The sequence below is a fragment of the Candidatus Bathyarchaeia archaeon genome (assembly GCA_035935655.1).
In the GTDB taxonomy this organism is placed as follows: domain Archaea; phylum Thermoproteota; class Bathyarchaeia; order 40CM-2-53-6; family 40CM-2-53-6; genus 40CM-2-53-6.
The window spans coordinates 61,186-76,171 of the sequence record DASYWW010000046.1 but is presented as its reverse complement, the minus strand read 5'-3'; the positions used below and the strand labels follow the sequence as shown (position 1 = coordinate 76,171).

Here is a 14,986-nt window from a genome sequence, read left to right as displayed (position 1 = left end):
ATGGTTCTGGTCCGGCGCCAGGGATTGTTTTCCCGAAAAGTGCTCATAGACTCCTTGATCCGCCTGGACCCCCGGAGGTTAATCGCCAACCCAGTAATGTTGATCGTGGAGATCACTTTCTTAATCGTCGCAGCGATGGCAATCTATCCCTACGGATTCCCGAGGGTTGCAAGCCATTCCCTACAAGTATTCTACGTCGAGGTTGCCTTGATTCTTCTGATTACAGTCTGGTTTAGCACTCTGTCCGACGCGCTTGCAGAGAGCCAGGCAAAGAACACGGCGAACAGTCTTCGAAGACTCGAGATGGAGGTATCAAGTAAGAAGGTTCTCATCGAAGAAGGGTCTAGACGAATCGTTTCAACTCCTTCTAGGGAGCTTCGAAAGGGCGACCTGATTCTTCTAGAGAAAAATGACACCGTCCCCATTGACGCACAGGTCCTGGAGGGAATCGCCATGGTTGACGAGTCCCTCTTAACAGGAGAATCCACCGCGGTCCGAAAAGCACCAGGGGATGACGTGATCGGGGGGTCCCAAATTCTCAGCGACACGCTGACGGCGAAAGTTACGGCCAACCCTGATGAGACCTTCATCAACCAGATGATTAGGATGGTGGAATCATCCAAGAGACCGAAGACCCCGAACGAACAAGCCGTGACCATTGTCCTGATAGGACTCACGGCAATCTTCACGATCCTCGTCGTGGCTCTGTTGGGTCTATCTCTGGTTCTGAGCCTCGCGGCAGACCTCTCAGTGTTGATGGCTCTCTACGTCTGCCTTTTGCCGACAACGATAGGGGCACTCCTTCCCTCGATCGGCTTATCAGGCATCTCAAGGCTCTACAAGGAAAAAATCGTAGCAAAATCTGGCCGCGCAGTCGAAACTGCTGGAGATACTGACGTTATTCTTCTCGATAAGACCGGGACTATCACTGTCGGAAATAGACAGGCGGTTGAGTTTTTGCCGTTTCCCGTATTTGCTGAGAGAGATGTGGGCGAGGCCGCGTTCCTTGCTTCTTGGCACGATGACACGCCTGAAGGGAGAAGCCTCATCAGGCTGGCTTACGAGATGGGCTACGTGCCCAAGGAGCTAAACGCTCTGGACGCGTCTGAGGTTTACGAATTCAGCGCCAGCACTCGGACTAGTGGCGTAAAATTATCCGGTGGAACAGGGTTCATGCTTCCCAAGAGCGGGGGGACGGGTAGAGAAAGAGGAAGACTTAGGAGAAAATTCGAACCCCACGTTGAAGGTGGGGTCCCAGTTGGATCTGATGAGATAGAGATAATCAAGGGAGCACCTGATGCTGTCAAAAAAATTGTCAAGTCTGTTCCTGCTGATTACGACATGATCGTCCAGAGCATTTCCGCCACAGGAGATACGGCCATGGTCATTTCGAGAAACCGAGAAGCGATTGGGATTGTAAGATTGCGGGACGTCCTCAAGCCCGATATCAAGGAGAAGATCGAAGCGATCAAGGTGATGGGCATCAGACCGGTGATGATAACCGGCGACCAACCGCTCACAGCCAAGAGCATAGCTGCCGAGGTGGGAATTGATGAGTACCGGCCCGAGGCGAAACCCGAGGACAAGTACGACATTGTCAAGCGGGAACAGGCCGAGACAAGAATTGTTGCAATGATTGGAGATGGGACCAACGATGCTCCCGCCCTAGCAATGGCCGACGTGGGCCTGGCGATGAATTCAGGAACACAGGCTGCGAAAGAGGCTGCTAACATGGTGGACCTCGAATCGAATCCCGCCAAGATCATAGAAGTAGTGATGCTCGGAAAACAACTGCTGATGACCCGAGGCGCAGTGACAACATTCAGCATCGCAAACGACGTAGCGAAATATTTCGCGATCATGCCTGTGTTGTTCGCATCAACAGTCCCTGAGCTCAAAGCTTTGAACGTGCTCGGGCTTGGACTAAACACTGCTGTACTCTCAGCACTCATCTTCAACGCCATCATCATTCCTCTCCTTATTCCCTTGGCCATGCGGGGCGTCAAGTTCAAGCCTTCGGGAGCTATGACCATCTTCCTGAGAAACACGCTAATCTACGGAGTCGGCGGAGTCATCGTTCCGTTCGTTGGAATCAAGCTCATAGACGTAGCAATATCGGTGCTCTAGGAGAAAAAAGCCACGTTGAATGTCAAGCGAGAACTTCGGCAAAACTATAGCCCAGCGGCAAGAATGGCAGTAATCTCCCTGATACTCTGCGGGCTAGTGTTCCCTCTTGTCATAACCGGATTCGCCCAAGCATTCTTCCCGTCACAGGCGAACGGGAGCCTTCTTCAGTTTCACGGCAGGAGTATCGGCTCGAACCTTATCGCTCAAAATTTCAACCTGCCGATATTTTTCCATCCTCGAAACGATTCTGCCTCAGGGGTCGACCCGGACATAACAGTCCCAGATGCGTACTCTCAGATCCCGAGGATCAGCGATGCGACAAAGGTCTCGGTCGAGACGCTACAAAAGATTGTAGTCCAGAATGAAGAGGGCACACTTTGGATCTTCGGTACTCCCTACGTGAATGTTCTACGGCTCAACATTGCTCTGATCCAAACAACTGGGAACTCGGCTTACAACAGTTTCCAGTAGGTTGTTTACACGCGACTCAAGTTTCCACCTCTAGGGTTAAGGATGAAAATCATCTTCTTGATCACACTCTCGACAGGGTCCTCGATTCTCCCGCGTGCGCAATCATCTTCACCCTCTCCGGTGAATAGCATCATTACCGGTCTTAGCTTCCCGGTCTCCTTGAAGTTCGCTTCAGACGGACGCATCTTCTTCAACGAAAAAGACACCGGGAACATCCGGATCATTCAAAAGAACGGAACATTATTGTCAACTCCCTTTGCGACGATTTCACCAATATTCACGGACGGCGAATCGGGACTGTTGAGCATTGCGTTGGATCCATCTTTCGCTTCCAATGGATACCTTTACGCCTACTTCACCTATCGCGATAGCCAATTCTATACTCACGGCCACATCGCCCGCTACACCGCAACGGGTAACCTTGGAACAAGCCCGATCGATATTTTCGATGTCGTAAGCGCCGCTCCTAACACGCCTCCTTATCATAACGGTGGCTATATCAAGTTCGGACCGGATGGGAAACTCTACGCGCAGGTCGGGGAGTTCCACCAAGGTTGCCCTTCGCAAGACCCATTGTCCAGAACTGGCAAGATACTTCGAATGAATTCGGATGGGTCGGTTCCTTCCGACAATCCGTTCCCGGGAAGCCTTGTCTACGCTTTGGGCATACGCAATGCCTTCGGCTTTGACTTCGACTCATCAAATGGAAGATTCATCGCCACAGAGGCAGGTCCCAGCACCGACGATGAGATCAACATCATCGTCAAGGGTGGAAATTATGGTTGGCCCACATGCCTCGGGATCTGCCACAATCCGTCTTTCATAGATCCAATCGTCGTCTTCAATCCGGTAGTCACGCCCACAGGCATAGCCGCAGTTGCTCCAAACGTCTACTATTTTGGGGAATGGAATACAGGAAACCTCGAGCGTCTGGAACTCACTTCAAACGGAACAGTAGTTTCGATGGGCCAGGTCTATACCCAAAGTGGTGGAATCGTCGCTGTTGAAATGGGACCTAATGGAAGACTGTACTTCACATCTCCTAGCGGAATCTACACCTACGACGTTCAATCACGAGGTCCTGTGATGCCCAACTCGATTTTCATAGTCTTCGCGATCGGGGTAACAGTATTCGCAACAGCGGCGTTAGGCTATTTGGCGTTCCGCTATCGTAGCAGACGTTCTCCTCAAGCTACCGCAAGAATCTACGAGAGCCAATGAGTTGGGCTCCCCTTAAAAATTGAGTGTGTCGGTGTCACATTAGTTTCTGGTATAGTACGAAGTATGCTGTTGCCATGAATACGAAACAGAGAAGCATTCCGAAGCCGAGAAAGCCATATGCCCGCTTCGGCCGGTAGGCGTTTCGCGTGCTCATGAACATCATGTACAATCCGATTACTCCAAATGCGTAGAGAAGAGAGACGAATACTCCTTCAGCCGGAGTCTGATTGTTAATGTCGTGCGGATAGACGAAGCCGAGACCTTGTTGCACATTCAATAGACTCACAGACGTACCAGCGCCCACTAGAATGAATAGTCCTCCCGCGAGAACAAAAACGGTAAAGGCGAGAATCAGGAATGAGGCTACAGGTAATAGCGGTCTGCTCGAGCCGGGAGCGAGTTTGACAAAGCTCATTCTGAATGCTAGGTTGTTGAGAGATCTCTTCAGCTTGAAGAGTCCTGTTCTGAATCCCATCGCCTGTTCCACGTTGTCGAGTGACTGGTGGCCTTGGCCGATTATAAGCCCTGCTTTCCCTAGTGCATGCATGACTCTGAAACCATTTTTATAGCGCGCTTGGTCATGAGACCTCACGAGGCTTCCTTACCGATTTGTGTCCGCAGAGAATCTTATGCTCCAAGTGCGGCGAGCTCCTCTATACTGGGCTTGAACTAGAGACTCCTGGTGAGATCATACAGCGGAACGGAGGTTATTGTCCGAAGTGCGGTAAGAAGCTGGGCTTCGACACTGAGAACTTGAAAATCATTCCTGAAACCCCTGTTGTTCCTGGTCCGTAACCTCCTCACATTCTTTTTTCTACCACGACTCAATCAACCCAGATAAGTAGTGGTCGACTCTTGGCAAAACGCACGCACGTCTACGAGTACCACAAGAAGCACGGGAACATTGTTGATTATGCCGGTTTCGAACTTCCTGTCTGGTTCGAAGGCATAATCCCGGAATGCCACAGCGTTCGGAACAACTGCGGAATATTCGATGTCTCCCATATGGGACGGATTTTAGTGGAAGGAAAAAGTGCGGAGTCATTTCTCAACCAGCTCACAACAAACGACGTGTCCAAGCTCGCGGTCGGAAGAGGACAGTATACTCTCTTCTGCAGTCCAAAGGGAGGAATCATCGACGATCTGACCATCTTCAGAATCGGTAGCATGCGATATCTCGTCGTATACAATGCCGGTAATCGGGACAAGGACTGGAATTGGCTTCACAAGAACAAACCACGAAGCGATATGACTCTTTCTGACATTTCAGATAATGTTGCCATGTTCGCGGTTCAGGGTCCCAGAGCAGCCGCGGTCCTCTGGAACGTGTCCGGTGTCAAGCTCGAAGAGGTAGAGAGGTATGGAACAAAAGATGCGAAGGTTGCCGGGATTCCGTGCCTTTTGACGCGCAGCGGATACACGGGTGAGGACGGTTTCGAGATCTACGTCTGGAATACGAATGTGAATGAACCCACAAGTGCCGTGAAAGTCTGGGAAAGGATACTGTCAGGAGGCAGGGAACTGGGGATCTCTCCAGTTGGGTTAGGCGCCAGAGACGTGTTGAGACTTGAAGCAGGTATGTGTCTCTATGGAAACGACATCGACGAGGATACTTCTCCGGTCGAAGCGAAGCTGAACTGGGTTGTTCGTCTGGAGAAGCCGGATTTTGTCGGCAGGAAAGCGATCATGAACCTAAAGGAGAAGGGACCGAGAAGGATTAGAGTTGGGTTCAGGATGAAGGAAAAGGGAATCCCACGCCAAGGCCAAGACATTGTCGCGGATAACGTAGACGGGAAGGTTTCCAGCGGGACATTTTCTCCCACGCTCAGCGTTGGGATTGGGATGGGCTACGTTCCTCCATCTCTAGCCGCGATTGGAGAGACATTCAGTGTTGGTATCCGAGACCGGAGAGTCTTGGCCGAAGTTGTCAAACTTCCTTTTTATCAACGACGATCAGAGAATCACGTTCTCGTTTTCGGAGAAGAGTTGGGGCTGAAGGACTTCATGAAAAGATACCGCTCGTTAAGCCAACCCCCGGCTGCGGGTGCGACTCATCGAGTCTAAAGCGAGAGCTATTCTGCGGGGCAGGGAATTCTTCGTGCAAACTTAGTTTGAGATTTTTGTTAGCTATCCGGCCACTTCGAAGGTTCGGGCTTTGAGCCGGTCGCATTCGTGCTGCGTACTGTGCCTCTCGCACAGGTCTCTGCTACAGTGGGGGCAGTTCTCCACTGCCAGTATCTGGCAGTCAGTGCATACCGCACCCCATACTAGTGCCATTCTTTTTTCATGTCTCCGAGAATTCTCGACTATTAGTGATGGTTACTAAAGCCGTTTGGACATTTCTTACTCAAAAAGATAAGTAAAATGGTACCGAACCTACAAGGACACGTCTAACGGAGATAGACATTACCCGTAATCTTTCTTTATGAATAGATCTAACGTCGAGGCTTCTCTTTCTTGCCCTTTAAGAGAGCGTCCAGGCTCACACCGTTTACCGTGAAAACCCGGTACCGCGTTCCCGGAAGATCCCCATACGCCTTTCCCTCGGCGCCCCCGATGCCCTCGATTTCGACTTCATCATGTTCGTCTATGAAGTTCAAGGCTCCATCACCTGGAAGAAAAGCGGTTACGGTCTTTCCGTTCTTGATGATCTGGGCTCTCACGCATTTCCGAACGGCGCTGTTGGGCTGCCGGCATTCCACGCCGACCTTCTCTAGGACGATAGCTTTTCCCTGGGGTGCTCCTTCGAGCGGGTCCGATTTGTAGTCTAAGCCAAGCATTCGTCGTTTGTATGGTGCATAGGCCCATCTGAACTCTTTCCGCCTCTTCCTGAGCTTCTGGGCTGCAAACAGCCCCCTTGACGCCTTGGCCATTCATTCACCATTTATGGGGAGGCTAACGGGCTCGCTGGGTTGCTTTTTAGATTGACGCCGAGAGGTTCGACCCAAGGCCGTGGAGGATTCCTTTCTTCCCGGAAACCGGTCCTCCGTCGCGAGATGCGATCGCTAGTACACCCCTTTTTTCTAGAAATAATTTTCCGTCTGGCAGTGATTCCAGGCGAGACGCGCGATTCGGGGTGCGACAGGCTTTGATTGGAATGCGTTTGCTCGGGTTATCCCAGTGATTCCCGAACAATTCTGCGACAGAATCTAGGGGCGATATCAGAATCGTGATCGGGGCTGATAATGGGCGATTTCCAAACGGCCCAAGTTAGAATGGTCTGGTTACTGGACGACGACGTGGTCGATGTCGAAGTATCTTTTCACAAGTAGACGTGTCTTGTCAATAGTCCGACCGTTCTTCCCGATCGCTATCGCCTTATCCTGAGCATCTACCTCAACAACTACGATCTTCTTGTCCGGCCTTTCTGTCACACGTATCTCTTTGATCCTCGCAGGTGATAGGCTGTTCCGGATCAAGCCTTCAGGAGTATCAGCGTACTCAACGACCTCGATCTGACGGCTCGTCATCCGGCGCAACTGGTTGATGTTCTTCCCACCCTTCCCAATCGCTAGTCCCATGTCGCCGGGCTTTGCCACGAAAATTATCCGTCCTAGTTTTTCGTCGATTACGCAGTCTTGTGTGGTTGCTCCGGTGGTGCTCTCGAAGAGAGCCATGTACTTCATTTCTTCACTGGTTAGCTTGATCTTGGGTTGAAGCATCACTTGTTCTCAGCCAGCTTCAAAACCTCAGAATCCCCCGGCTCTCTAACAACCATCGATGCGACTGGAAAGGGCTTCTCGCACAGCGCACCCAAATCCAGGCTGCTACCCTGAAAGACGTAGACCGGAACCTCCGACTGCTCCGCATCATAGATGATGTTTTCGCGAAAATCGGTAGGACAATTGCTTGCAAGAATCAGGAGCTTAGCTCTTCCAAGGGAGGCACTGGAGAGAGCGACTTTGCTTCCGAACTCTACTTTGCCGGTCTTAACGGCCATTCGGATCTGTTTGTTCACGTCCAACTGATTCTACTTGCTCCCTTTTCGGGACATCGACATGGAGACTTCTATCAGGCCTGTTCCCATCGGCACCTGCTGGCCGACGATCACGTTCTCGGCAACGCCCCTGAGAGTGTCCACGATTCCTTTCACAGCAGCATCCACAATGGTTGGGATTGTGATCTCGAACGCCGCCTTTGCAAGAGTGCTTGCCTTCTCGCCGCTGACGCCGTGGCGTCCGACTTGAAGGACATCGCCTGAAGAGGTCATCATGTCAGCCACCAACATCACGTGTCTAACGTCGACGTCGAGCCCCTGTTCCTCCAATACTCCTAGTGCTTCTTTGATTATCACGTTCCGGGCTGCCTCGATCCCAAGAACGACAGCCGTCTCGTTTATGTTGTTGCTGACGGTCCTGCTTGTATCAACGCCCGGGACTTCGAAGGCCAGTGCGAGGCTGGATCCTTCAGTTCTGACTATCCATTCGCCCTTTTCCTCGATAACGAGGGCTCTTCGGACAGCGGGCAAGCCTTTGACGTGCCAGACCAGAAGCTTGCCTGCTAATCGTCTGAACTGTGGAATCTCAAGCTCTTTCGATTTGATCTCTACGTGATACCCTTCGACCTTAACCTCGCAGTTCGGCGGTTTCACCGCTTCCCGTACGTCTTGGACTGCGATCTCTCTTTCTCTCATAGCCTGCGGATTGAGCTTTACATCGATCCTCATCCGAGTGACATCGGACTCGAACGAACTGGCGATATCCCCTAAAGTAGCATGGGTAAGCAGCGTGGCTACTTCCTGAGCCTTCTCTCGACTAGCTCGGTGCTTGGGGTCCAAGTATACTGTCATGTTGGGAGTCGAGGGGATTTTGCGAGCGTCCACGATCTCTATCAGTCTAGGAAGACCCAAAGTGACGTTTTGTTCTCGGACTCCCGCGAAGTGAAAGGTCCTGAGGGTCATTTGTGTGCCAGGTTCGCCGATGGACTGGGCGGAGACTATCCCTGCAGCCTCACCTGGCTCTACGAGAGCGCGCTTGTAGTTCTCAATAGCCTCCAAGACAGTCTCGTCCACGGCCGACTTGGGCAGTTTCGCGTTTAGCAGGCTCTGTCGAAGTTTGTTGAGTATCAGTGGTGAGAGAGTGGTGTTCGCCTTGTCTACTTCCTCCTCGACGTATTCCTTGGTCGCCGCAGTTCCTTTCTTCATCGTGAGCCTGATGCGTTCGATCAGTCGATCAATGTTTACGGCCTTGCCGTGATCGCTCTTCGCCGTGTCAACGCCGTCTTCGCCGTAGCGGACTTGGATTATGTTTCCTCGGGAATCTCTGACGGTCGAATCGTATTCGACCCTGAGATGTTCTAGGGCGTTGATTAGTCGTCTTTGCATGTATCCGCTCTGTTGGGTTCTGACTGCGGTGTCTACGAGTCCTTCTCTTCCTCCCATTGCGTGGAAGAAGAATTCGATTGGTTCAAGCCCGTCTCGGTAGGAGTTGTAGACGAATCCTCGAGCGGCTGCTCCTGCGTCTCCGGGTTTGAAGAATGATAGTGCTCTGCCCCTGTATCCTCTGAGGATTCTTTTCCCTCTGATTGATTGTTGGCCTACGCTTGCGGTCATCTGGGATATGTTGAGTGTTGAGCCTCTGGCACCAGCCCGGCTCATGATAACGCCGCTGTTGTCCATCTGGAAGTACTGGTCAGCGTAATCGCCCGCAACGTCCCGTGCTCTAGAGAGCTCGTTCATGATGTAGAGCTCTAGCGATTCTTCTAGTGACTGTCCCGGTAGCCGTTCCAAGGTTCCCTTACGGTAGCTGTCAATATATTCGTTGACTTTCTCTTCTGCCTTCGCAATAGCCTTAGCGATCTTCTCCTTGACTGCAGGCGGGATTTCCAGTTCGTCGAACGCGTAGGTGAAGCCTCGAAGTACCATGTACCGGTCGAGAAGCTTTGTGACGGCATTGAGAAATGTTCGTGCATCTTCGGCTCCATAGTCCTTGACTATTCTGTGGAAGAGACTCTCTGATTTTTCAGCTCCTATCGAGGCCTTGTCAATGACCCCCTGCTCTAGAACGCCATCTTTGATCACGATGAACGCATCATAGGGGCAATCGTGAAGGACTCCTTTGTCGCAGTCCGCGCACTTGTAGTAGCTTGAAAGGTTGGATTTTGAGACGAAGTTGAATCCTTTCGGGAGTACAATGCTGAAAATCTGCTTTCCGGTCCACTTTTCTTCAGGCTTCGTTACCGCGGGCTCTGGCATAGGTCCTTCGAAGCCAGCTGCGGCTAGAAGCTTCGAGACATCCGGGCGATCTAGAAGTGTCGATTTCTGAGTGAGGAGGAATGCAGCCGTCAAAGAGTCTCGGATTGCTCCGATGATCGGGCCGCCGTATCTAGGCGATAGAATCTGGTCTTGCACCTGCATGAGCAGACGTGCTTCCGTTCGGGCTTCTTCGCCTTGTGGAACATGCAAGTTCATCTCGTCACCGTCAAAGTCTGCGTTGTAAGGCGGGCATACGGTTGGGTTGAGTCTGAAGGTCTTGTAGGGAAGCACTCTTACACGGTGGGCCATTATCGACATTCTGTGAAGGCTTGGTTGGCGGTTGAAGAGCACAATGTCGCCATCTCTGAGATGTCTCTCGACTATGAAGCCTGGCTGCAGAGCTTCTGCGACAACCTTTCTGTCTGTGACGAATTCGAGTCGGACTCTTCGTCCATCGGGACGGACGATGTAAAGTGACCCAGGGTATGTGTCAGGGCCGTTGGCAATGAGTTTCTTCATCTCGTCGAGATTGTAGTCGGTGGCCTTCTCTGGAATCGTCAGGCGGCTTGCGACATCGAGCGGTACTCCTACCTCGTTGATGTCTAGGTTCGGGTCAGGGGACACGACCGTCCTAGCCGAGAAGTCAACTCTCTTACCCGAAAGATTACCTCTGAACCTTCCTTCTTTTCCTTTCAATCGCTGAACTAGGGTCTTCAACGCTCTTCCCGATCGGTGTCTCGCGGGAGGGAGACCTGAGACTTCGTTGTCGAAGTAGGTGGTTACATGGTACTGGAGTAGTTCGTGTAGTTCCTGGATGATGTTGATCGGGACCCCGGATTCAAGAGCTTCTCGTAGTTTCTGGTTGATCCTGATTATGTCCACGAGTTTGTGAGTGAGATCATCTTCCGACCTGATGCCGGACTCAAGAGTGATCGAGGGTCTGACCGAGACAGGGGGAACGGGCATTACCTGAAGAACCGCCCACTCCGGCCTGGCCGCCTTAGGGTCCATTCCAAGAAGAATCAGGTCATCGTCAGGGATTCGCTCAAGCCTTTCTCGGACTGTGCTAGGTGTCAGGCGTACTGCGCCTCCTTCTGCAACGATTTCATGAAAGGTTGTGGGTTTGCCATGTTCGATCGGGTATTGTTTCTGTCCGCAGTGAGGGCACTGCTGGGCTTTCTTGGCGTCCTTGATGATCTCGTCTAGGAAAGCGTCGGGTATTGTGTTGAGTCTTTGTTTGAGGTCGGCGTGGCGTACTTTGAATTTCTCGATCTTCTCTTCGCTTAGAAGTATTCTACCGCAGTTTCGGCAAGTGATTGAGAGGAGACGGTGAATGAGCTTGGCAAAACTCACGTGGATTACTGGCTCGGCGAGTTCTATGTGGCCAAAGTGTCCCGGGCATGCAGAAGCAGTGTTACCGCAGGTCTTGCATTTTTGGCGGGGTTCGAGGGTTCCGAGTCTGCCGTCCATCAGGCCTGATACGATGGGAACTCCGTCCTCGTCGTATGTGTCTGCGGCTTGAACTTCGACTGCGGATAGTTTTCGGAGTTCTGAGGGTGATAGTAGTGTGAATCTTATGCTCTGGATAACCTTGTGAGCCTCCTCCATCGTTGCAAGTGCCATGGTTATGCTCTCTCCTCTAGGTTGAGTCGGGGTGCGATTCCAAGCGCCATGAGCTCTTGAACCAGAAGCTTGAACGCGTAGGATATTGCGACTGGAGAGATGACGGCTTTCTCAGCGTCGATCCGACAGATGTACTTGTTCTGTTTGATGTCGTGGTAGGCTAGGGTGCCGCATGTCTCGCAGACGTAGGCTATGTACTTATCAGACTCCTCTAGCAACCTGTCTCGAAGTAGAGCCGAGGCGCCGTGTCCGATGAGACAGTCTCTTTCCATTTCTCCGAATCGTAATCCTCCCCCTCTAGCTCTGCCTTCTGTGGGTTGGCGGGTGAGCATCTGGACTTGGCCTCTTGCCCGGGCGTGCATCTTGTCGGCTACCATGTGGTGGAGTTTCTGGTAGTAGACGACTCCGATGAACAGTTCTGCGGCGAGCTTTTCTCCGGTGATTCCGTTATAGAGGAGTTCTCGTCCGCTCTTTTGGAAGCCGAGCTTCGACAGCATATCACCTATGGCCTGGGGTCCTATGTTTTCGAAGGCTGTTCCGTCCATTATTTCTCCCATTTGCGATGCTAGTTTTCCACCTAATGTCTCTACGAACTGTCCGATCGTCATTCTCGACGGTATTGCATGGGGATTGATGATAACATCCGGGACGACCCCGTCGATGGTGAAGGGCATGTCTTCCTGGGGGACAAGCAGTCCGATCACTCCTTTCTGCCCATGACGTGACGCGAACTTGTCGCCTAGTTCGGGGACTCGAAGGTCTCTTACTTTGACCTTAACGAGCTTGCTTCCTTCGATCGATTCAGTTACGAATACCTGATCGATGGTTCCCTGCTCTGAGGGTCTCATCGTCACTGAAGAGTCGCGTTTCGTCGGACCTTTTGCCTCAAACTCACGGTACTCCTCCATGAATCTTGGCGGGCTTGTTCTTCCTACCAGGACGGTGTTTCCGGTGGCTTCTGCTTCAGGGGAGATGATTCCGTCTTCCTCTATGAGTCGGTAGTAGCGGTCGCCGCGGTATCCTCTAATTCCTGCTTCCGGAATCTCGAACTTGTCCCGCAGTCCTCCGAGGTACTGTCTGCTCTCAGCTTCATAAATTCGGTAGAATGTAGAACGGAAAAGGCCTCTGTCAACGGAGGATTTGTTGATGATGATCGCGTCTTCCATGTTATAGCCTTGGAAGGAGAGAATCGCCACAACGACATTTTGTCCGGATGGACGTTCGAGATAGTTGAAGACCTCCATCGGCTTCGTCTGAACAATCGGGGTCTGCGCATAATGCAAGAGATGTGAACGCGAGTCCACCCTGGTGAAGAAGTTGGTTGAGAAAACGCCGAGGGCTTGTTTCGCCATAGCTGATTCATACGCGTTTCGAGGAGACTGGTTGTGCTCGGGGAATGGAATCATGCTAGCAGCTATCCCGAGCATTACGTACGGGGCGATCTCGAGATGGGTGTGATCTTTTCTGAGGTCGTGTTCATACATCGCGATGTAGGCGTTCTCCTCTTCGTCGGCATCGAGCATCTCTACGACCCCTGACCTCACCAGGTCTTGCCAGGTGATTCGCCCTTGTTCTAGTTGTATGAGATGGTCCTCAGTCAGTCGCGGCCTGCCACCGTCAGCTACTATCAATGGACGTCGGACCCTTCCCGCGTCGCAATTTACGTGCAGGTCTGGCCGTCCTCCCTGGGCCTCAGGTGGGTGGAAGGAGATATTCACTTCAGAGCTTAGTTTTCCCTCGCGCCGGTATTCTCTGAGTTCGCCCGCGAGAGCTTCGGGATCCTTGGAGTACCCTGCCAGTATCCCGTCGACTATGGCCTTGCCTCCTGTTGCTCGGAGTTTCTTGTCAGATTCCTCGATCGGGCTCACACCCATTCTACGCAACTTGTCTACCATTTCACGCGGTTCGATTCCAACGGATATGCTGCTCGAGAGCGCGAGATTCTTCACAAGCCCGCAGTTCGATCCTTCAGGAGTCTCGTCTGGACAGAGTCTTCCATAATGAGTCGGATGAAGGTCTCTTGCTTCGAGGTTTGGTTGACTGCGGCTGAGGGGAGATTGCAACCTCCTAAGATGGCTTAGAGTGCTTATGAAATTGGTGCGATCTAGGAGTTGTGTAACTCCGATTCTGCCCCGCACCCAGTTCCCCGTAGCGATTGCGTGCTGAACTCTTTCGGTGATAATTCCTGGGCGTATGGCGTTGGCAATGGAGAATTCTATGTGCCGTCTGATAGTTATTCTCTCAAGTTGATACTTGAGATCTCGGGTAAGGTTTCGAAAAGATATTCGGAAGAGCTCTGCCAGGAGGGAACCGGCTAGCTTTAGTCTCTTGTTCGCGTAATGGTCCTTGTCATCGGCGCTCCTTCTTCCAAGCTTGACCTCTATGATTCGCGCAGCGATTTCTGTTAGGAAGAGACCCTTTTCTCTGCGCTCTGAAGGCAATCTGCCAAGGTGTGGGAGGAAGTTTCTGTCCAAGACAGACTCTGCCTTCTTTAGTCTGTATTCGTCAACCTGCCCTGGGGCTAGACGGTTGCCTAGATAGAGAAGGGCGTCATGACTGTTGTTGGCTTCTAACGATTTTTCGTAAGATGCTTCAAGCTCGTCCTGTATGTCAGAGTCTGTGCTGACTAGCTCAGCGATCTTGGCGTCTTCCTCGAAACCAAGCGCTCGCATGAGTATCATCAGGGGGATGTCGCTTGGAATCCCGGGCATTGTCACGTAGATTCCGCCGTCGCTTTTCAGGGCGACCTCAATCCGTGCCCGGAATCCTACTGTGGTGGAGAATATCTTGGCCTTGTAGGTTGGGTTAACGCCGGTATGCTCAACGTCGACGAGGATCCGGTTCGCAGCGAGGTCTTCGAGCGCAACAATGACCCTCTCTGATCCATTTACTATGAAGTAACCTCCAGGGTCAAGTGGGTCTTCTCCAACACCGATGAGATCATCGGCAGAGAGCTTGGACAGTAGACAGATTCTCGATTTGAGCATAACGGGCAGGTCTCCGATGTAGACCATTTCGGGTTGGCCCTCACGTTCCCCAATTACAGGGATCATTTCCATGTGCAGGGGAGCAGCGTAGGTTAGGTTCCTGATTCTAGCTTCGGCCGGATAAATCGATCTCTCTGTGCCGTCTACTTCGATTACTCGAGGTGCGCCAATCTCGATCTTGCCAAGTTTGATCCGTAGAGGGTAATCTCCAATTTCTATTGGTAATTCTCCTACTTCGTCAACGATTGCTTGCAGTCCTCTTTCAACGAAGTCGTTGTAGGAGTCGACGTGTTGGCGGACCAGGCCGCTGTCCTTGATGAACTCTTTAGATAGGTTCCAGAGTTGTTGGGTTGTTACAGCCATT

Annotated in this window: 10 protein-coding genes; 4 read left to right on the top strand and 6 right to left on the bottom strand. The window is 51.9% G+C overall.

Going from position 1 to position 14,986, the window contains the following annotated elements; all coding sequences use genetic code 11:
• From VGS11_09425 to VGS11_09415, 3 genes are read left to right on the top strand one after another with little or no spacing between them, the layout of a single operon-like run.
• Complete coding sequence (locus VGS11_09425; GenBank protein HEV2120305.1) at window positions 1–2,127, top strand: HAD-IC family P-type ATPase; 2,127 nt, start codon at window positions 1–3, stop codon at window positions 2,125–2,127.
• Between the two features lie 15 nt (window positions 2,128–2,142).
• A complete protein-coding gene (locus tag VGS11_09420) occupies window positions 2,143–2,598 on the top strand; it encodes a potassium-transporting ATPase subunit C (GenBank protein HEV2120304.1) in 456 nt (151 codons plus the stop codon).
• Window positions 2,599–2,640: 42 nt separating this feature from the next.
• The gene (locus tag VGS11_09415) at window positions 2,641–3,819 is read left to right on the top strand and encodes a PQQ-dependent sugar dehydrogenase (GenBank protein HEV2120303.1); all 1,179 of its coding nucleotides are present in this window, start codon (window positions 2,641–2,643) and stop codon (window positions 3,817–3,819) included.
• A gap of 34 nt (window positions 3,820–3,853) precedes the next feature.
• Here the strand turns inward: VGS11_09415 and VGS11_09410 are convergent, their stop codons facing one another.
• On the bottom strand, window positions 3,854–4,366 hold the full coding sequence (locus VGS11_09410) for a hypothetical protein (protein ID HEV2120302.1): 513 nt from the start codon (window positions 4,364–4,366) through the stop codon (window positions 3,854–3,856).
• 308 nt (window positions 4,367–4,674) lie between these two features.
• Between VGS11_09410 and gcvT the strand changes: the two genes are divergently transcribed.
• Window positions 4,675–5,883: a glycine cleavage system aminomethyltransferase GcvT gene (gcvT, locus tag VGS11_09405; GenBank protein ID HEV2120301.1), complete on the top strand. Its 1,209-nt coding sequence runs from the start codon at window positions 4,675–4,677 to the stop codon at window positions 5,881–5,883.
• A 371-nt stretch (window positions 5,884–6,254) separates the two neighbouring features.
• Here the strand turns inward: gcvT and VGS11_09400 are convergent, their stop codons facing one another.
• From VGS11_09400 to VGS11_09380, 5 genes are all read right to left on the bottom strand, one after another.
• Window positions 6,255–6,692 (bottom strand): 30S ribosomal protein S12, encoded by a 438-nt coding sequence (locus tag VGS11_09400; GenBank protein ID HEV2120300.1) that lies wholly within the window; start codon window positions 6,690–6,692, stop codon window positions 6,255–6,257.
• A 351-nt stretch (window positions 6,693–7,043) separates the two neighbouring features.
• The gene (locus VGS11_09395; protein ID HEV2120299.1) at window positions 7,044–7,481 is read right to left on the bottom strand and encodes a NusA-like transcription termination signal-binding factor; all 438 of its coding nucleotides are present in this window, start codon (window positions 7,479–7,481) and stop codon (window positions 7,044–7,046) included.
• The gene (locus VGS11_09390; protein ID HEV2120298.1) at window positions 7,481–7,777 is read right to left on the bottom strand and encodes a 50S ribosomal protein L30e; all 297 of its coding nucleotides are present in this window, start codon (window positions 7,775–7,777) and stop codon (window positions 7,481–7,483) included. The genes VGS11_09395 and VGS11_09390 overlap by 1 nt, the downstream gene beginning before the upstream one ends.
• Before the next feature lie 12 nt (window positions 7,778–7,789).
• Complete coding sequence (locus VGS11_09385; protein ID HEV2120297.1) at window positions 7,790–11,635, bottom strand: DNA-directed RNA polymerase subunit A'; 3,846 nt, start codon at window positions 11,633–11,635, stop codon at window positions 7,790–7,792.
• A 2-nt stretch (window positions 11,636–11,637) separates the two neighbouring features.
• A complete protein-coding gene (locus tag VGS11_09380; GenBank protein ID HEV2120296.1) occupies window positions 11,638–14,985 on the bottom strand; it encodes a DNA-directed RNA polymerase subunit B in 3,348 nt (1,115 codons plus the stop codon).
• Window position 14,986 lies beyond the last annotated feature (1 nt).